This is a genomic window from Streptomyces sp. NPDC002588 (assembly GCF_040295925.1).
GTDB lineage: Bacteria > Actinomycetota > Actinomycetes > Streptomycetales > Streptomycetaceae > Streptomyces.
Genome location: NZ_JBEOWF010000065.1, coordinates 35191 through 53234, shown reverse-complemented (window position 1 = coordinate 53234; position 18044 = coordinate 35191). Strand labels below are relative to the sequence as shown.

The window sequence follows — 18044 nt, the reverse complement described above, 5'->3', positions numbered from 1 at the left end:
GAAGGGCCGCGCAGACCGAAGGTGTAGGAGATGCGCCCTGAGACGACACTGCCCGAGGCCCCGGTGATGAGGTGCCCCAGGAGAGGCCCCGGGTGTTTGCTGCCGCCTCCGGTACGCCCGGTCGACACCCAGGGCCCCGAGCGCCCCCCCTTGTCCTACAAGGACCTTGACGTGTCGACACTTTGCCGAACTGACAGTCTCCCGACAGGAAGCGTTTCTAGGGTGCCGTGTTCATGACAGACACCTCGGAAACTCGCAGCCCCATCGGACGCCGTACGGTGCTCGTGGCCACGGGCGCCACCGCCGCCACCCTCGCCGTGGGCGCCGCCGCGTCGACCGAAGCCCCCACCGCCAAGGCCGCCGACACCGCTCCCGTCGCCGCCGCGGCCGTCTGCACCCTCACGAAGGAGATGACCGAAGGCCCCTACTACCTCGACGGACAGTACGTCCGCGCCGACATCACCGAAGGCAAGGCCGGCATCCCGCTCAAACTCACCCTCACCGTCGTCGACGCCGCCAGTTGCGCCCCCCTCGCCAACGCCCTGGTCGAGATCTGGCACTGCGACGCCCTGGGCGAGTACTCCGGCTACGTCGGCAACAACGGCCACAGCGAACCCGACGACGGCACCTTCCTGCGCGGCGGTGTGCTCACCAACTCCAGCGGGGCCGCCGCGATCACCACGATCTACCCCGGCTGGTACCGCGGCCGCTGCATCCACATCCACGTCAAGGTCCACACCGGCGTCACGGTCACCTCCGACGGCCACTTCACCGGCGGCCAGGAGGTCCACACCGGCCAGCTCTTCTTCGACGAGACCATCACGACCGCCGTCGCGAGGATCTCCCCGTACTCGACCAACACGGTCACCCGCACCACCCTCGCCCAGGACTCCATCTACGACGACGGAGGCGCCGCGTCCGGCCTCCTGACCCTGACGGCCCTGGGGAGCTCGACGTCGTCCGGGTACGCCGGGACGCTGACGCTGGGCGTCGACAGCTGACCCTGCCCCGCCGACCGGCGGCCGGGGACGGCGATCGCTGAATCGCCGTCCCCGGTGTCAGCGGTGTCGCCGGTGGTTCGGCCCGTACACCGCCTGCCGACGTCAGGACTTGGCCGGGCACTCCTTCCAGGCCATGTGGTACACGGTGTTGATGTCACCGTCGGTCGAGTCCATCGTCATGAAGCTGACCTTGGACGAGGAGGAGCTGCCGGCGTTGACCCGGAGCTCGGTGTTGATGTTGAAGTTGCGCTGGACTCCGCAGGGCGCGTAGACCAGGTTGGCCCAGTCGGTGGTGTCGGTCGCCTGCCAGTTGTCGTTCAGCGCGCCGTTGAAGGTGTGGTTCTTGAACACCGTCTGCGACGAGCCCTGGAAGTAGTACGAGGCCCGCTGCACGGCGTTCGCGCCGGACTGGAGCGAGGCGAAGCCGCGGTAGTCCGCCTGGGCGATGGCGTACGTGAAGCCCGACGGGACATGGACGACCAGGCTGAGCTGGCAGTTCTTACGGAAGGCGGTCGGGTCGGAGTTGCCGCCGACCTGGGCGAGGTACTCGCTGTAGGTCACCGTGAAGGCCGTGTTGTCCTCGGAGACGGCGACGGCCGCCGATCCCGGGCGACAGCCGGAGCCGTTCACCGTGGCGACATCGATGACGATCTTGTCCGGGGGCGGGTCGTCGAACGCGGCGGGATTGTGCGCGGGCACCGCCGCGGTGACGAGGGCGGCGACGGCGCCGCCCAGGAGCAGTCCACTTGCCATGGGGGGTCTCTCCTCGTCGTTTCTTCGTTGAAGCGTGGAGAACCTGTGTGTTTTCTGTGAAGCACCGCGGCGAGGGAATCGTAGGGAGACCCGGGTGGCCCGGACAGGTCGAACACCGGCCATTCACCCCGGCGCGTTCACACGCTATGTCCGAACTACCCTTGATAAGAGGCGAGTTGGGTGTTGCATCCCCAGGCCCTTCACAGCCGCACATTAAGGATTTCCTCAGATGCGCTCCTAACTTCCTCTGCATGACGGGAAACAACGAGCACCACGAGATCCTCGACAACACCGACAGCACCGACGACAACCAGCCCGGGAGGCACCGGCTCGACAAGAGCATGAAACGCCGCCGCGTCCTGATCGGCGGCAGCGCCGTCGCCGCGGCCGGCGGACTCGCGATCGCCGGCCTCGCGTCGGCCGACACCGGCGGCAGTGAGAGCGATTCGACCGAGACCGACGTGGAGGCCTCCGCCTCCAGCACCGCCACCTCCGGCGTCTGCACCCTGAACGCCGAGGTCACAGAGGGCCCGTACTCCCTGGACGGCGCCCTGGTCCGGGAGGACGTCCGGGAGGACAAGGAGGGCTTCGAGGTCCAGTACACCTTCACGGTCGTCGACCAGGCCAACGACTGCGCGCCGCTCGCCGACGCGCTCGTGGAGATCTGGCACTGCGACGCCCTCGGCGAGTACTCCGGCTTCGTCGGCGGCAACGGCCACACGGAGGACGACAACGGCACCTTCCTGCGCGGCGGCCAGATGACCGACTCCAACGGCCAGTGCAGCATCACCTCCATCTGGCCCGGCCACTACGTCTCCCGCGCGGTCCACGTCCATATGCGAGTGCACACGGACGTGACCCTGACCGACGACTCGTACACCGGCGGCGAGACCATCCACACGGGCCAGCTGTTCTTCGACCCCGACATCAACGAGGAGGTCCAGGCGACGTCGCCCTACTCCACGAACACCACGGCGGAGACCGCCCTCGCCGACGACAGCATCTACGACGACGGCGGCGCCTCGTCCGGCCTGCTGACCCTGACCGCCCTGGGCTCCAGCGTCTCGGACGGCTACAAGGCGACGCTGACGGTGGGCGTCAACTCCGCCTGACCCGGACGGCACCGTTTCGCCGCGGCCCCGCCACGCAACGCGTCCGGGCCGCGGCAGAACGGCCTTCGCTCACTGCTCCGGCGGGCTGAGGCCCCTAAGGGTTCTCCCAGGCGGCCGGTTCGTCGGCCAGCGCCCTCACCGGTTCCGGGAGGGCGCCGGCCGCGATGTCGGCGACCGTGACGCCCTCCAGGATCCGCCGGACGTTGGCCCGCAGGGCGATCCAGAGGGGCAGCAGCGGCTCGGCGGAGCCGGTGTACGTCAGCCCGGTCGGGCGTTCGCCGCGTACGGACACGATCGGACCGTCCACCGCCCTGATCACGTCCGCGACGGTGATCGCCGCGGCGTCGCGGGCGAGCCGGTAGCCGCCGCCCCCGCCGCGCCGGCTGTCGACGATCCCGCCGCGCCGCAGATCGCCGAGGATCCCCTCCAGGAACTTGTGCGGGATGTCCTGCGCGACGGCGACGGTCTCCGCCTTCACCGGCTCACCGCCCTGTCGTACGGCGAGCTCCAGTACCGCCCGTACCGCGTAGTCAGCCCTTGCCGAGATCCTCATGCGCCCATTGTGGGTCAGACCGTGGCCCGGGTCGTGGTCAGGCCAGCCGGATCATGTTCCAGGACAGCGGTTCCAGGGTGGCGGTCAGCAGGCCGTCGGCCGTCAGGGCCGTGCCCTCGGCCGGGTGCGGGGCGACCCGCTCGGGGTCGGCGAGGGTGTTGCGGGCGTCCGGGTCGGCGTCCGCGAGCACGCTGTGCTCGACGACCGACGTCACGCCGAGTCCGTGAAGGGCCACCTCGATGGGCAGCGCCGCCGTACGGCCGCGGTTGACCGCGAAGACCGTCACCGTGCCGTCCTCGGCGCGGACCGCCGTCGCGTGCAGCAGGTCGGCCTCCCCGTACTTCCTCGTCTCGTACGTCGGCGAGTCCACGCGGACGTCGAGGACCTCGCCGCGGCCGTGGCGGGCGGCCTGGGCGAAGGGGAAGAAGGTCGTCTGCCGCCAGGCGGGGCCGCCGGGCTCGGTCAGGATCGGGGCGATGACGTTGACGAGCTGGGCGAGGCAGGCGACCGCGACCCGGTCGGCGTGCCGGAGCAGCGCGATGAGGAGGGAGCCGAAGACCACGGCGTCGGTGACGCTGTAGTTGTCCTCGAGGAGGCGGGGCGCCTCGGGCCAGTCCCGCTGGTCGATGCCCTTGGCGTGCTCCTCCCAGCGGGGCAGGTACCAGACGTTCCACTCGTCGAAGGAGAGGTTGATCCGCTTCTTCGACTTGAGCCTCGCGCCCACGTGGTCGGCGGTCGCGACGACGTTGTCGATGAAGGACTCCATGTCGACGGCCGAGGCGAGGAAGGAGTCGACGTCGCTGTCCTCCGGCCAGTAGTAGGCGTGCAGCGAGATGTGGTCGACGAGGTCGTACGTCTCCGCCAGCACCGTCGCCTCCCACTGGGCGAAGGTCGGCATGGACTGGCTGGAGGAGCCGCAGGCGACGAGTTCGACGTCCGGGTCGATCTGGCGCATGGCGCGGGCCGTCTCGGCGGCGATCCGGCCGTACTCCTCGGCGGTCTTGTGACCGGTCTGCCAGGGGCCGTCCATCTCGTTGCCGAGGCACCAGAGCCGGATGCCGAAGGGGTCCTTGTCGCCGTGGGCGGCGCGCAGGTCCGAGAGGGCCGTGCCGGCGGGGTGGTTGGCGTACTCCTGGAGTTCCAGGGCCTCCGCGACGCCCCGGGTGCCCAGGTTGAGGGCCATCATCGGCTCGGCCTGCGGGCCGAGCCTGCGCAGGAAGCCCATGTACTCGGAGAGGCCGAAGCGGTTGGTCTCGGTGGAGTGCCAGGCCAGGTCGAGCCGGCGGGGGCGGTCCTCGGCGGGGCCGACGGAGTCCTCCCACTTGTAGCCGGAGACGAAGTTGCCGCCGGGGTAGCGGATGGCGGTGACGCCGAGTTCACGGACCAGGTCGAGGACGTCCTGCCGGAGACCGGCCTCGTCCGCCGTGGGGTGGTCCGGTTCGAAGATGCCGGTGTAGACGCACCGGCCGAGATGTTCGACGAAGGAGCCGAAGAGGCGGGGGTTGACGTCGCCGACGGTGAAGGCGGGGTCGAGGGTGAAGCGGGCGGGGTGCATGTGCGCCTTTCCGGTTCGTCTGCGGCTGCGGGTTCGTCGTGGCCGGTCTCGCTCAGGCGGCGGAGCCGCGGGTCGACACCGCCCCGCGCCCCGGATCGCCTATGTTCGGTTGGTCGAATAACGGCCGTCTCCTCGAACCGGACCGTAAGATCCTCTCGCTTCGCACGTCAATGGGGCGGGGGCACCCAAGAAGGGTTTTGGGTGACGTGGGCACGACGGGCCGCGTAGGCTCGATCCGCTGCCGGGCGGTGGTGAGAAGGGGGCCGTGGGCTGATGGACATCGCGGGCGTGCGCGGGAAAGCGGCCCGGGTCGCCGCGGCGCTGCTTGGTCGCGGTGCCGCCTCCGGCATCCGCGAACTGGCCGCGGAGCTGACCGCCGCGCTGCGGACCAGGCCCCGTCCGCCCACCGGGATCCATGAGTTGGGCGAAGCGCTGTGCGAGGAGATGGCCGCGCGGCGCGACGGGCGTCCGGTCGAGCTGCGGTTCGAGCGGTTCCCCGACGAGATCGGCGTGACCGGACTGTGGGTGGAGTTCCGGGACTTCGACCTGGTCATCGTGGAGGAGCGGGCCGAGGAGGTGCAGCAACTGGTCATCCTCGGCCATGAGTTGTGGCATCTGCACGCAGGACACCGGCATCACCACGGAGTCGGCTCCGAAGCCGCGAACGCCCTTGCCGGTCAGCCCGGTTGGGATACCGACGCGCTGACCGTGGCCGCCCGTGACGGCTCCCGCCAGGCCGACGAGGCCGACGCGGACGACTTCGGCCACCGGATCGCGGCCCGCCTGCGGCGGTATCTGTCCGAACCCGGCCCGGCCGGGGAGACCTCACCCGTCCAGCGGACGCTGGGCTATCGCGGACGCAGGGGCGGGGCGCGGTGATGCACGGGCTGTACGTGTCCTTCTGGCTGCCCACCCTGGTGCTGGCCACCGCCCTCGCGATCAAGCTGCCCAGCATCCTCAAGCTGTGGCGGGACCCGCTGCTGCGCGCCGTCGGCGGACTGCTGCTGTTCGCCTGCGCGGTGTTCGTGTTCGCCGCCCCCGGGACCATCGCCTGGACCAACCGGATCACGGGCGTGCCCAACATCGCGGCGCCCTGGGTGTACTCGCTGCTCACCGCGCTCTCCGCGTCCTGGCTGCTGCTGGTCATCGCCTGGCGCAACAACCTCACCGAGCGCTCGGCCGAGACCCGGCGGGCGACCCGGTGGGTGGTGTCCGTGTACGCGGGCGTGGTGGCCCTGCTGTGGGTGCTGTTCGCGCTCGCCGACGTGCCCGTGGAGCGGATCCGGGACCTGGACACGTACTACGCCAACACGCCCTTCATGCGCGAGGAGATCCTGCTCTACCTGCTCGCGCACACGGTGGCCTGCTCGGTCACCGCCCGGCTCGTCTGGTCCTGGAGCCGCACCGACGGCCTCGACGCCTGGCTGCGCTGGGGGCTGCGCTTCCTGGGCGCCGGGTACGTCACCAACCTGCTGTTCAGCGCGGCCAAGCTGACGGCCGTGGGCGCCCGCTGGACCGGGCACGACCTGGACTGGCTGAACACCAACATCGCGCCGTCGGCCGCCTGCGTCGCCGCCACCCTGGTCGCGATCGGCTTCATCGTGCCGCACGCCGGCCAGTACCTCCAGGAGCGCTGGCGGCTGCGCCGCCGGCACCGGGGCCTCAGGCCGCTGGCCCGGCTGCTGCGGCCCGCGGCCGGCGCCCGCGAGCCGCTCGCCCTGCGCGCCACCCCTGAGCTGCGGCTGATCCGCCGCGAGACGTTCATCCGCGACGCGCTCCTGCAGTTGTCCCGGTACCTCGACGACGGCCTGCGCGTCCGCTCCTACGACGCGGCCGTGGCCCTCGGCTTCGACCGCGGCCACGCCCAGGCCCTCGCCGCGGCGGTGACCATCCAGGAGGCGGTGGCGGCACGGCGACGGTCCTCGCGGGCCAAGGACACCGCCTCCTCGTCCGCGCCGCCGGACACCACGTACCTGTTGCGGGAGATCCAGGCCGTGTCCCGGGTTCTCCGTCACCCCGACGACATCGACGCGGTCCGCAAGCGCGCGGCCGCCCCGGCAGAGAGCTTGTCCGCGCATGAGTGAAGATCCGACCCCCGCCAGAACCGCCGTCGTCCTGGGGGGATCCCATGCGGGCATGCTCGCGGCCGCCGCCCTGACCGGCCTCGCCGACCGGGTCGTCGTCGTCGAACGGGACGTCCTGCCCGACGGGCCCGCACCCCGCAGGGGCCTGCCGCAGGCCGGCCACGCCCACATGCTGTGGTCGGGCGGGGTGCGGGCGCTGACCGAGCTGCTGCCGGACGCCACTCGGGCGCTCGGGGAGGCCGGGGCGCGCCGGCATCCGGTCACCACGGACATGGTCGTCATGGGCGCCCAGGGCTGGTTCCGCCGCTGGCCCGAGTCGCACCACGTGATCCTCGCCGGGCGGGACCTGCTGGACGCGACGGTCCGCGCGCAGGTCCTCGCGGACGAACGGGTCGAGCTGCTCGACGGCACCGAGGTGTCGGGGCTGGAGGGCGGGCCGGGCGCGGTGACCGGGGTGCGGGTGCGCGAGGGCGAGGAGGAACGGGTCCTGCCGGCCGGTCTGGTCGTCGACGCCACCGGGCGCGGGTCGCGGGCCGCGGGCTGGCTGGCGGACCTCGGGCTGCCCGCCGTGCGGCGGCGCGAGGTCGACTCGGGCCTCGCGTACGCGAGCCGGCTGTACCTCGCGCCGGAGCAGGCGCGGTCCGGGTATCCGATCGTCAACGTGCAGCCGGACCCGCGGGACGGCAGGCCGGGGCGGGCCGGGTTCCTGCTGCCCATCGAGAACGGGCGGTGGATCGTCACCCTGAACGGCACGCGCGGCGGTGAACCCTCCCGGTCCGCCGACGACTTCGTCCGCTTCGCCCGCGAGGAGCTGCGCCACCCGATCATCGGCCGGCTGCTGGAGCGGGCGGAGCCGCTGACCGACGTGTCGTACACCCGGGCCACCGTCAACCGCCGGCACTTCTACGAGCGGATGCCGCTGTGGCCGGAGAACTTCGCGGTCGTCGGCGACGCGCTCGCCGCGTTCAACCCGCTCTACGGTCATGGGCTCGCCGTCGCCGCCCAGAGCGCGGTGCGGCTGCGGGACGTGGTGCGGCGCCACGGCTGGGGCTCGGCCGGTCTGTCGCGCCGTGTCCAGAAGGCGGTGGCCCGGCCGGCGGGGGCGGCGTGGGACCTGGCGACCGGACAGGACGTGTTCTACCCCGGCGCGACACAGGGCGGGCCGACGGTGCGGGACCGGATGCTCGCGGCCTATGTGAGGCGGTTGATGCGGACGGCCACGGGGAACGGGCGGATCGCGCGCCGGGTGACCGACGTGACGTCGCTGGAGCGGGGGGCGGAGGTGCTGTTGGCTCCGTCGGTTCTGGCGGCGGCCGCGGTGGGGCCGTTGCAGCCGGCGCTGACCGGGCCGCCGTTGACTGAGGACGAGTTGAAGCGGGTGGGGCTGCGGTAGCGGCCCCGGCCGGGTCAGCCCTCGAACGCCGGCTGGGCCAGCCCCTTCCCCGCGCCCCGCACCACCAGCAGTGACCCGGCGAGTGGGGGCGGGGCGCCGAGCCCCACCCGGGCCGTCGTGATGTACAGGTCCGTCAGGTCGGCGCCCCCGAACGCACAGGCCGTCACCCGCGGGGTGGGCAGGGTGAGGACGCGGTCCAGTTCACCCGTCGGGGTGTAACGGCGTACCGCTCCCCCGTCCCACAGCGCCACCCACACACAGCCGTCGGCGTCGACGGTGAGCCCGTCGGGGAAACCGGCGCCGTCCTCGACGACGACGAAGGGACGGCGGCCCGAGATCCGGCCGTCGGCGTGGTCGAAGACGTCGATCCGGCGGGTCGGGGAGTCGATGTAGTACATCAGGGAGCCGTCCGGGCTCCAGCCCGTGCCGTTGCTCACCGCCACGTCGTCGAGGACGACCCGCACCGAGCCGTCGCCGGTGAGCCGGGACAGGGTGCCGCCGCCGGGTGCCTCGTCGTAGCGCATGGTGCCGGCCCACAGCGAGCCGTCGGGGGCGACGGCGGCGTCGTTGGCGCGGCGGCCGGGGACGGGCTCGCGGTGGAGCCAGCGGAAGGCGCCGTCCGGGTCGAGCAGGCCCACCCCGTCCCGCAGGTTGAGGACCAGGCCGCCGCCCGCGCGGGGCTTGGCGGCGCCGACGTGCTGGTCGGTGACGCGGACCGTGCGGCGGCCGGTGGCCGGGTCGTAGGTGTGCAGGCGGGAGCCCAGGATGTCGAGCCAGAGGAGGCGGCCGGTGACCGGGTCCCAGGTCGGGCCCTCGCCGAGGGTGGCCTCGGCGCGGACCGCCACCTCGAAGGTCGTCCTCGTCATGCCACGCTCCGGTAGCCCAGCAGTTCGGACAGTTCGGCGGCGCCCTTCGCGGCGAGCTGCTCCAGTTCGGCGCGGCGCTCGTCGCTCCAGCGGATCATCGGCACGGAGATGGACAGGGCGGCGACGACCTGGCCGGTGCGGTCGCGGACCGGGGCGGCCACACAGGAGACGTCCGGGTTGGACTCGCGGCTCTCGACGGCGATGCCCCGCTCCCGGATCTCGGTGAGCGCCTCGCGCAGCGCGCCGGGCTCGGTGATGCTGTTCGGGGTCATCCGGACGAGGTCGGCGTCGTCGGGAATGCGGGCGGTGAGCTCCGGCTCGGGCAGGGAGGCCAGCAGCATCTTGCCGACGGAGGTGCAGTGGGCCGGCAGGCGCCGGCCGGCGGCGGAGACCATGCGGACCGCGTGCGTGGAGTCGACCTTGGCGATGTAGATGACGTCCGTGCCCTCGAGGATCGCCACGTGGACCGTCTCGTCACATGTTTCGGCGACGGTGCGGGCGACCTGCTGTCCCTCGGCGGCGAGGTCGAGCTGCTCGGCGTACCGGCTGCCGAGCTGGTACGGACGGACACCCAGGCGGTAGCGTCCGGGCTGTCCGGGCACGGGGACGATGTAGGAGCGCGCGGCGAGCGTGGTGACCAGCTCGTGCACGGTCGTGCGGGGCAGCTGGAGCCTGCGCACGATGTCCGGGGCGGAGAGCGTGCCGTCCCCGTCGAGGAAGAGCTCGAGTATGTCGAGAGCTCGGGTCACGGCTGGTACGAGACGTCCCACGACCGGCCCCCTCCCTGTTCGTCCCAGGCCTGCGTTCGAAATTTCAACAGGCGATCGGCATGACGAACACAGGCTGTCACAAGGTCCTTCACCGAGCAATGGCCGTACCGCGCGGAGCATGCCTCGCGCAGCGCCGGCCGTGCTTCGTGGAGTGATGTTCCGGCTTCATGGAGTGATGCCCGTGACGCGCTCCGGTGGGCCAGGATGGGGGGTATGCCGACCCCTAAACGCCTGGCGGGCACCTTCTCCACGCTCGACTTCCAGCTCGTCCTGCTGCGCCGCATGGCCGACCACAACCCCGACCTGGTGGAGGACGCCCGCCATGAGCTGGGTGTCTCCCTCGCGCAGGCGCGGGAGGCCAGCAAGCGCTGGCAGGCGATGATCCACTCCCCGCACTCGAAGGGCGCGCTGTCCCGCTACCGCGCGATCCTCGGGGAACCGGAGTCGAGGACGCCGCGCCGCATCGGTGACGTCGACGGCGAGGCCTGGCTGTGGCCCCTCTCCTACTGGCCCGAGCTCCGCTTCGAGGTGATGGTCGCGCCGAACAACTCCGTCTGGAACGAATGGCTGGTCAGGGCCCCGCAGGCGCCGGCCCCCGAGCTGCGGACCCTGGACGACCTGACCCCGTGGTCCTGCACGGTCGACGAGGTCGCCCGCGCCTTCGCCCCGGCCCGCGGCCTCGAGGGCACCGCCCCCAACCGCTGGGGCCTCGCCTTCACGGCGCCGGACGCGCTGGGCGTGCCACGGGAGGTGGTCGCCGAGTTCACCTTCGGGCTGCTCCAGCGGACGGCCGTCAGGCAGTAGCGGCGGCGGCCGCCGCGAGGACCGCCGCGACGACGGCGGGCACCGAGTCCGGGTGCAGGAAAAGGAAGAGGTTGGGCTCGACGAGTTCCAGCTCCATCACGCGCGGCTGCCCGTCGTCCCCGTCCACCAGATCCACCCGGGCGTACAGAAGTTCGGGTGCGTCGGGTACGGCGGCCAGGGCGCGTTCGGCCACGGCGAGTTCGGCCGGGGTCGGGGTCCAGGGTTCCAGCCCCGGGTGGGCGACCTTGTCGGCGTCGAAGGCGGTGCCCCGGGCCAGTACGGCGCGCTTGCGGCTGGCGTGCAGCAGGCGCCCGCCGAAGAACTGCAGCGCCCGCTCGCCCCCGGTGTCGATGCCGCGCACATACGGCTGCACCATCGCCGTCAGCCCCTCCGCGTGCATCCGCGCGAGGTGCCGTACGGCCGTGTCGTGCTGGTCGGGGGTGTAGCGGGCGGCGTAGCGGGCGCCGGCGCCGGAGGTGGGCTTGACGACGTACTCGGCCTCCCCCAGGGAGCCCGCGGGTTCTCCGGGTGCGATGTAGCGCGTCGGCACGGTCGGCACTCCGGCCGCCGCCAGTTCTCCCAGGTACCGCTTGTCGGTGTTCCAGCGCACGACCTCGGCCGGGTTGGCCAGCCGGGTGACGGCCGCGACCTTCTGCGTCCAGGCCGTGAACTCGGCGGCCCGCCAGCTGTAGTCCCAGGTCGAGCGGATGAGGACGAGGTCGTAGGCGGCCCAGTCGACCGCTGTGTCGTCCCAGAAGACCCCGTCCGCGTCGGCTCCGGCCGCCCGCAGCGCCCGGAGCAGGACCGGAAGATCGGCGTCCTTGCTCGGCTCGGGCCGCGGGTCATAGGTGACGACGGCGATGCGGGCCACGGGAACTCCCCCTTCGTACGAACGTCCGACCGTCCGAAGGCTAACAAGGCGGCACGGGCCCCCACACCTCGCTTGACCTTCACCTTCGGTGAAGCCCCAGCATCGAGAGCGGGAACCGGTCAGGACGAAGGAGGAATCAAGGTGCGCGCATGCTGACGATCGGGGCCTTCGCCCGGGCCTGCCGCCTCTCGCCGAAGGCACTGCGCCTCTACGACGAGCTGGACCTGCTGCGGCCCGCACGCGTCGACCCGGACACCGGGTACCGCTACTACGCGGCGGAGCAGCTGGAGCGGGCCCGGCTGGTGGCGTGGCTGCGGCGGCTGGGAATGCCGCTGGCCCTGATCCGCGAGGTGTGCGCCCTCGACGACCCGGCCGCTGCCGCCCGCGAGATCCGCGCCTACTGGGCGCGGGTTGAACGGGAGACGGCCGTACGGCGGGACATGGCCGCGTTCCTGGTAGCCCATCTCTCGGATCCGACCGCGAAGGAACCCACCATGCTGGAACTCGTGTACGCCGCCCACTCCGACCGGGGCCGGGTGCGGCCCGCCAACCAGGACGCCGCCCACGCGGGACCGCGGCTGCTCGCCGTCGCCGACGGGTTCGGCGACGCGGGCGGGCCCGCGAGCAGCGCCGCCGTGGAGGCGCTGAGGTTCCTCGAGACCGAGGAGGTGCCGGCGGGCGGGGTGCTGAACCTCCTGGAGGACGCGGTACGCGGCGCCACGGACGCCGTCCGGGAGGTGGCCGGGGACTCCGACGAGGTCGGCACCACCCTCACCGCCCTCCTGTGGACCGGCGGCCCGCAACTGGCGCTCGTCCACATCGGCGACACCCGCGTGTACCTGCTCCGCGACGGCGCCCTCTTCCGCATCACCCACGACCACACCCTGGTCCAGTCCCTCCTGGACGAGGGCCGCCTCACCCCGGCGGAGGCCGTCACCCACCCGCAGCGCACCCTCCTCCTCAAGGCCCTCTCCGGTGCCGCCCCGGGCGCCCCCGACCTCCGCCTCCACGAGGCGCGGCCGGGCGACCGCTACCTGCTGTGCTCCGACGGCCTGCCGATCGTCGTTCCGGACGACACCATCCGTGACGTCCTCACCACCGCCCCCGACCCCGCCGGCGCGGTCGGGACCCTCACCGCCACCGCGAACAGCGCAGGCGGCCCGGACAACATCACGTGCGTGGTCGCGGATGTGGTGGAGACGGGGGGCTGATGGGGAGCGGGGGCACGGGTGGGGTAGGAACGGCTGTGTCGTCACCCGCACGCCCCGAAGGAGCACCCACGTGTCCTCTCTCTTCCCCGCCCTCACCGACCGTCCCTCCGGGCGGGCCGCCCTGCGCTTCGGCGGGCGGGAGCTGACGTACGCGGAGCTCGCGGGGGTGGCCGGGGCCGTCGGGGAGCGGGTACGGGGGGTGGGGAGAGTCGCCGTGTGGGCGACGCCGAGTCTGGAGACGGCGGTGGGCGTGGTGGGCGTGCTGCTCGCCGGTGCCGCCGCCGTCCCGCTGAACCCGAGGTCGGGGGAGAAGGAGCTCGGGCACATCCTCGGGGACAGTGCGCCCGGCGTGGTGCTCGCGGCTCCGGGGGACGAACTGCCCGCCGCGCTCGACGGGTTCGAGCGGATCGACGTCGACGTGAGCGAGACCGTGGCCGCTCCGCCCGACGACGGCGGTTGCGGTGACGAGGACGCCGCGCTCGTCGTCTACACCTCCGGCACCACCGGGCCGCCCAAGGGCGCCGTCATCCCGCGCCGGGCCGTCGCCACCACCCTCGACGCGCTCGCCGACGCCTGGCGGTGGACCGGGGACGACGTCCTCGTGCACGGGCTGCCGCTGTTCCATGTGCACGGGCTGGTCTTGGGCGTCCTCGGGCCGTTGCGGCGGGGCGGCGCCGTACGGCACCTCGGGCGGTTCGACACGGACGGCGTCGCACGGGAGCTGAACAGCGGCGCGAGCATGCTGTTCGGGGTGCCGACCATGTACCACCGGATCGCCGAGGCGCTCCCCGGTGACCCCGAACTGGTGAAGGCGCTCGCCGGGGCGCGGCTGCTGGTGTCCGGTTCGGCCGCGCTGCCCGTGCACGACCACGAGCGGATCGCGGCCGCGACCGGGCGGCGGGTGATCGAGCGGTACGGCATGACGGAGACCCTGATGAACACCTCCGTGCGGGCCGACGGTGAGGCGCGGGCCGGGACCGTGGGCGTGCCGCTGCCGGGGGTCGGGCTGCGGCTCGTGGAGGAGGACGGGTCGGAGGTCTCCGCCCAGGACGGGGAGACCGTAGGGGAGATCCAGGTGCGGGGGCCCAACCTGTTCACCGAGTACCTCAACCGGCCCGACGCCACCGCCGCCGCCTTCACCGCCGACGGCTGGTTCCGGACGGGCGACGTGGCCGTGCGCGACCCGGACGGGTACGTGCGCATCGTGGGGCGGAAGGCCACCGACCTGATCAAGAGCGGGGGCTACAAGATCGGCGCGGGTGAGATCGAGAACGCGCTGCTGGAGCATCCGGGGGTGCGGGAGGCCGCCGTCACCGGGGAGCCGGACGCGGACCTCGGGGAGCGGATCGTCGCCTGGGTCGTGCCGGCCGATCCGGCGGCGCCGCCCGGCGGGGACGAGCTGGCCGACCACGTCGCCTCGCGGCTCGCGCCCCACAAACGGCCCCGCGTCGTGCGCTACCTCGACGCGCTGCCCCGCAACGACATGGGGAAGATCATGAAGCGGGCGCTGCCGTCGTGACGGCGGGCCGCCGCGTGAGCGCCCGGGAGATCATCTCCCTCGTCGCCGACGACTTCCGTGAACTGAACCGCCCCGAAGGCGACTTCCGCCCTGACGGGCCGCTGGGCTGGCCCGGCTACGACCTCTCGCGCGCCCGCGCCGCCGAGCGCACCGGCGAGACGGAGTCCGTCGTCTGCGGCGCCGCCGTCGTCGAGGGCACCCGTGCGGTGCTGATCGCCTTCGAGTTCGGCTTCCTGGGCGGCTCGCTGGGCGAGCGCACCGGCGACCGGCTGGAGGCCGCGTACACATACGCCCGTGAACACCGGCTGCCTGTGGTCCCGTTGGTCGCGACCGGCGGCAGCCGGATGCAGGAGGGCATGCTCGCCCTCACCCAACTCCAGCGGGTGGCACGGCAGTCCGCGCTGACGAGGGAGGCCGGGCTGCCGCAGATCGCCGTACTGCGGGACCCGACGACCGGCGGCGGCTGGGCCACCCTGGGCGCGGGCGCCGACGTGGTCCTCGCGCTGCCGGGCGCCCAGGTCGGGTTCGCCGGGTCCCGGGTACGGCCGGCGGACGCCGATCCGGCCGCGTACACGGCGGAGGCGCAGGTCGCGGCAGGGGCGGCGGACGCCGTCGTACGGCCGCGGGAGCTGCGGGAGACGCTGGGGTGGTGGCTGCGCCTGCTGGCCGGGGCGTCCGACGAGCCCGCCCCGGTACCGGAACCGCTCGGCGCGCGGGACCTCCCGGCCTCCGGCTGGGACGCCGTAGGACGCGCCCGCTCACCCGGAAGGCCGCGTGCGGCACGCTACTTGGACGCCTACTTCACCCACCGCCTCGCGATCTCCGGCGACCGCTGCGGCGGCACCGATCCCGACGGGATGCTCTGCGGCTTCGGCGACCACCAGGGCCGTACGGTCGCGTACGCCGCGCAGACCGGGGCGGCCACCCGGCCCGCCGGATACCGCACCGCGACCCGGCTGATCCGGCTCGCGGACCGGCTGGGCATCCCGGTACTGACCCTGGTGGACACCCCGGGCGCGGCCAATGACGCCGAGGCGGAACGGCAGGGCGCGGGCGCGGCGATCGCGGAGCTGTTCGGCGCGGTCGCCGCGGCCCGCACCCCGATCACCACGCTGGTGATCGGCGAGGGCGGCTCAGGCGGCGCGCTCGCGCTGGCCGCGCCGGGCCGTACCTGGGCCACACCGGACAGCTACTTCTCGGTCATCGCGCCCGAGGCGGCCGCCGCGATCCTCAAACGCCCGCCGGAGGACGTGGCGATGACGGCAGATCAACTCCGCATTCGGCCACAGGACTTGGTCGAACTGGGGGTGATCCGGACAGGAGAGCGGCGGGCGCGGTGAAAAGGCGGGAGAAACGGGACAGGCGCAAGTACGGTCCGTAACAATGGAGATGCACAGAGCCGCAGGAGATGTGGGAAGGGACTACGGGGGCGTCGTGGACGGACTGGTGGAGTTCAAGACCGACGACGGGGCCGTGGTCGCCGTGGAGGCGGCCGAGCAGGCCCGGCCCGGGTCGCGGCTGGTGGCCCGCGGGGACGGCACGGTCCAGGCGGCCCGTACCTTCGAGAGCGCCCTGGACGGGGTGCGCGCGGCCGCCGAGTCCGCGCTGCGGGTCTTCCGGGACGGCACGCTCGGACCCGACGGGGTGGAGATCGAGTTCGGGGTGAAGCTCTCGGCGGAGACCGGCGCGTTCATCGCCAAGGGCACCGCGGAGGGCCATCTCGTGGTGAAACTGACCTGGTCGGCCTCATCCGGCCCGTCCGCCTCGTCCGGCTCGTCCGCCGAGGGGCCGGGGCCCGCCGCCGCCTCATGAACAGCGCCGAGTGGCACGCCCGGATCGAGAGCGCCGGCCAGGTCGCCGGGGCCGGGTTCCTCGTCACCCCGCGCAAGGTACTGACCTGCGCCCATGTGGTGCGCCAGGGCGGCGCGGCGAACGCGCTGACCGTGACGTTCACCGAGCGCCCCGGCTCACCCGCCGTACCGGCCCGGGTGATCGCCGACGGCGGCTGGGGCGGCGGCGCCACCGACCTCGGCGACCTCGCCGTACTGGAGCTGGCGCACGAGGTGCCGATCGCCCCGGCCGCGCTCGCGCCCGTGGACGCGGCGCACGGGCAGCGGCCCGACCGGCCCCGCAAGCTCGTCGTGTACGGCTTCCCGGTCGGCTTCGACGAGGGCACGCTCGCCGAATACCGCATCACCGCGACGCAGTTGCTCAACCGGGAGTGGATCCAGCTGGAGGCCTGGCAGCCGGGCGGGCAGCCGCTCGCCCCGGGCTTCAGCGGCGCCGCGGTCACCCTCCAGGACACCGGCGAGGTCGTCGGCATGGTCACCGCGGCCGCGGGCGCCCCGGGTGTGCACAACGGGCGGATGATGCCCACCGAGGTGATGGCCCGCTACTGGCCCGACCTGGAGGGCCTGGTCCCCACCTCCGACCACCCCACCGCCGACCGCGCCCGGCTGCGCGAGCTGGTCGAGAAGGCCGTGCGAGCCGGCCTGGACGGCGATCCCGTACGGCGGGTACGGCTGTACGAGGCCGCCCGGGGCCCGCTGGACCCGGACGCGCCGCCGGAGGGCTTCGACTCGCTGTGGTCGGCGGCGCTGTTCGTGCTGTGCGAGGTCGACGGCGCCGACGCGGCCGCCACGGTCGGCCGCTTCACCGCCCAGGTCGAGGCGCTGCCCGCCCTGTCGCAGGCCGTGCCCGCCGCCGCGCCGGACTGGTCGCCCATCCTCGTCGACCTCCAGCACAGCGGCGCGGGCGACGGGCACGTCCGCGTCGAGGTGTCCGCGTACAGCGGTGGCCGCCGCCATCCGGTCGGCTCCGAGACCGTCCCGCAGTCCCGGATGCGCGCCTACGTACAGGACCGGATCCAGGCCGCGTTCCGTTATCTGACGCCCGGCTGCGACGAGTTGCTCGCGTTCGCGCTGCCCCGCGACTGGATCGACCTGGAGGTGGACCGCTGGGCGAACGCGCCCGACGACGACACCCCGCTCGGGGCGGTGTACCCGCTGGTCGTCACCGACCAGGCGCGGCTGCGGCCCGGCACCCGGCACCAGCTGACCCGCGCCTGGCAGCGGCTCGACGCCCTGACGGGGGTCCGGGTGCACCGCGTGGAGTGCGGCAGCCCCGAGGAACCCGCCCGGCTGCGGCTGAGGTTGCGCAAACCCGACGCGTGCCTCGCGGGCTTCGCCACCGCCCCGGCGGAGCCCCGCACCCGCCCCCACTTCGACACCTCGCTCACCGCGCCCGCCCCGGTGGTCGTCTGGTCGCGCGGCGGCTGCGTGGTCGGACCCGAGGAACCCTGCGCGGGAGGGGACGGCTGCTCGGGCAAGACCTTCCTGGACGAGCTGGACGCGTGCGTGGCGGCCGTACCGCCCGCCGAGCTGCCGCGCCAGGTACTGGCGTTGCGTGAGGAGGCCGCCGCGGAGGACGGCCACTGGGCGCATGACATCCAGCTGCTCTGGGACGACCCGCGTGTCTTCGCCGACCCGCACGCCGCACCGCACGCGGGCCCGTCCGCCCACTCCCACTCCCCCGTCGCCTGAGCCGCCGCAC

The 18044-nt window shown here is 73.1% G+C and carries 17 protein-coding genes; 11 read left to right on the top strand and 6 right to left on the bottom strand.

The features are described from left to right. Positions 1-233 precede the first annotated feature (233 nt). Positions 234-1001 (top strand): intradiol ring-cleavage dioxygenase, encoded by a 768-nt coding sequence (locus ABT057_RS45215; RefSeq protein WP_352350490.1) that lies wholly within the window; start codon positions 234-236, stop codon positions 999-1001. A gap of 102 nt (positions 1002-1103) precedes the next feature. Here ABT057_RS45215 and ABT057_RS45210 read toward each other — a convergent pair whose 3' ends face one another. Beyond that, positions 1104-1754, bottom strand: a complete 651-nt coding sequence (locus tag ABT057_RS45210) for a DUF4360 domain-containing protein (RefSeq protein ID WP_352350488.1) — start codon at positions 1752-1754, stop codon at positions 1104-1106. Between the two features lie 251 nt (positions 1755-2005). Between ABT057_RS45210 and ABT057_RS45205 the strand changes: the two genes are divergently transcribed. After that, positions 2006-2866 carry an intradiol ring-cleavage dioxygenase gene (locus ABT057_RS45205; protein WP_352350486.1) on the top strand — a complete coding sequence of 287 codons (861 nt, stop codon included), beginning with the start codon at positions 2006-2008 and terminating at the stop codon, positions 2864-2866. 94 nt (positions 2867-2960) lie between these two features. On the opposite strand, the gene ABT057_RS45200 is transcribed toward ABT057_RS45205, so the two are convergent. Then, complete coding sequence (locus ABT057_RS45200; RefSeq protein WP_352350484.1) at positions 2961-3419, bottom strand: RrF2 family transcriptional regulator; 459 nt, start codon at positions 3417-3419, stop codon at positions 2961-2963. A gap of 37 nt (positions 3420-3456) precedes the next feature. Continuing rightward, complete coding sequence (arfA, locus tag ABT057_RS45195) at positions 3457-4974, bottom strand: arabinosylfuranosidase ArfA (RefSeq protein ID WP_352350482.1); 1518 nt, start codon at positions 4972-4974, stop codon at positions 3457-3459. A 273-nt stretch (positions 4975-5247) separates the two neighbouring features. Between arfA and ABT057_RS45190 the strand changes: the two genes are divergently transcribed. Genes ABT057_RS45190 through ABT057_RS45180 form a run of 3 tightly spaced genes read left to right on the top strand, consistent with a single transcriptional unit; the run spans position 5248 to position 8451 of the window. Then, positions 5248-5853 carry a toxin-antitoxin system, toxin component family protein gene (locus tag ABT057_RS45190; protein WP_352350480.1) on the top strand — a complete coding sequence of 202 codons (606 nt, stop codon included), beginning with the start codon at positions 5248-5250 and terminating at the stop codon, positions 5851-5853. Then, positions 5853-7058: an MAB_1171c family putative transporter gene (locus ABT057_RS45185; protein ID WP_352350478.1), complete on the top strand. Its 1206-nt coding sequence runs from the start codon at positions 5853-5855 to the stop codon at positions 7056-7058. The genes ABT057_RS45190 and ABT057_RS45185 overlap by 1 nt, the downstream gene beginning before the upstream one ends. Then, entirely contained in the window at positions 7051-8451 is a 1401-nt protein-coding gene (locus tag ABT057_RS45180; RefSeq protein ID WP_352350476.1) for an NAD(P)/FAD-dependent oxidoreductase, read from the top strand. The genes ABT057_RS45185 and ABT057_RS45180 overlap by 8 nt, the downstream gene beginning before the upstream one ends. A 14-nt stretch (positions 8452-8465) precedes the next feature. Here the strand turns inward: ABT057_RS45180 and ABT057_RS45175 are convergent, their stop codons facing one another. Together ABT057_RS45175 and ABT057_RS45170 are read right to left on the bottom strand one after the other, a co-directional pair. After that, complete coding sequence (locus ABT057_RS45175) at positions 8466-9317, bottom strand: SMP-30/gluconolactonase/LRE family protein (RefSeq protein WP_352350474.1); 852 nt, start codon at positions 9315-9317, stop codon at positions 8466-8468. After that, positions 9314-10087, bottom strand: coding sequence for an IclR family transcriptional regulator (locus ABT057_RS45170; protein ID WP_352350472.1), 774 nt, complete (start codon positions 10085-10087; stop codon positions 9314-9316). Before ABT057_RS45170 ends, ABT057_RS45175 begins: the two co-directional genes overlap by 4 nt. Before the next feature lie 213 nt (positions 10088-10300). On the opposite strand from ABT057_RS45170, the gene ABT057_RS45165 reads away from it, so the two are divergent. Further along, positions 10301-10891, top strand: coding sequence for a hypothetical protein (locus ABT057_RS45165; RefSeq protein WP_502974073.1), 591 nt, complete (start codon positions 10301-10303; stop codon positions 10889-10891). On the opposite strand, the gene ABT057_RS45160 is transcribed toward ABT057_RS45165, so the two are convergent. After that, on the bottom strand, positions 10881-11762 hold the full coding sequence (locus ABT057_RS45160; protein WP_352350468.1) for an ATP-grasp domain-containing protein: 882 nt from the start codon (positions 11760-11762) through the stop codon (positions 10881-10883). The two genes, ABT057_RS45165 and ABT057_RS45160, sit on opposite strands and share 11 nt — an antisense overlap. Before the next feature lie 149 nt (positions 11763-11911). On the opposite strand from ABT057_RS45160, the gene ABT057_RS45155 reads away from it, so the two are divergent. From ABT057_RS45155 to ABT057_RS45135, 5 genes are all read left to right on the top strand, one after another. Continuing rightward, a complete protein-coding gene (locus ABT057_RS45155; RefSeq protein ID WP_352350466.1) occupies positions 11912-12973 on the top strand; it encodes a MerR family transcriptional regulator in 1062 nt (353 codons plus the stop codon). A 70-nt stretch (positions 12974-13043) separates the two neighbouring features. Next, positions 13044-14492 carry an acyl-CoA synthetase gene (locus tag ABT057_RS45150; protein ID WP_352350464.1) on the top strand — a complete coding sequence of 483 codons (1449 nt, stop codon included), beginning with the start codon at positions 13044-13046 and terminating at the stop codon, positions 14490-14492. Positions 14493-14506: 14 nt separating this feature from the next. Continuing rightward, positions 14507-15832 (top strand): carboxyl transferase domain-containing protein, encoded by a 1326-nt coding sequence (locus tag ABT057_RS45145; protein WP_352350462.1) that lies wholly within the window; start codon positions 14507-14509, stop codon positions 15830-15832. A gap of 94 nt (positions 15833-15926) precedes the next feature. After that, entirely contained in the window at positions 15927-16304 is a 378-nt protein-coding gene (locus ABT057_RS45140) for a CU044_2847 family protein (RefSeq protein WP_352350494.1), read from the top strand. Beyond that, on the top strand, positions 16301-18034 hold the full coding sequence (locus tag ABT057_RS45135; RefSeq protein WP_352350460.1) for a VMAP-C domain-containing protein: 1734 nt from the start codon (positions 16301-16303) through the stop codon (positions 18032-18034). Before ABT057_RS45140 ends, ABT057_RS45135 begins: the two co-directional genes overlap by 4 nt. Positions 18035-18044 lie beyond the last annotated feature (10 nt).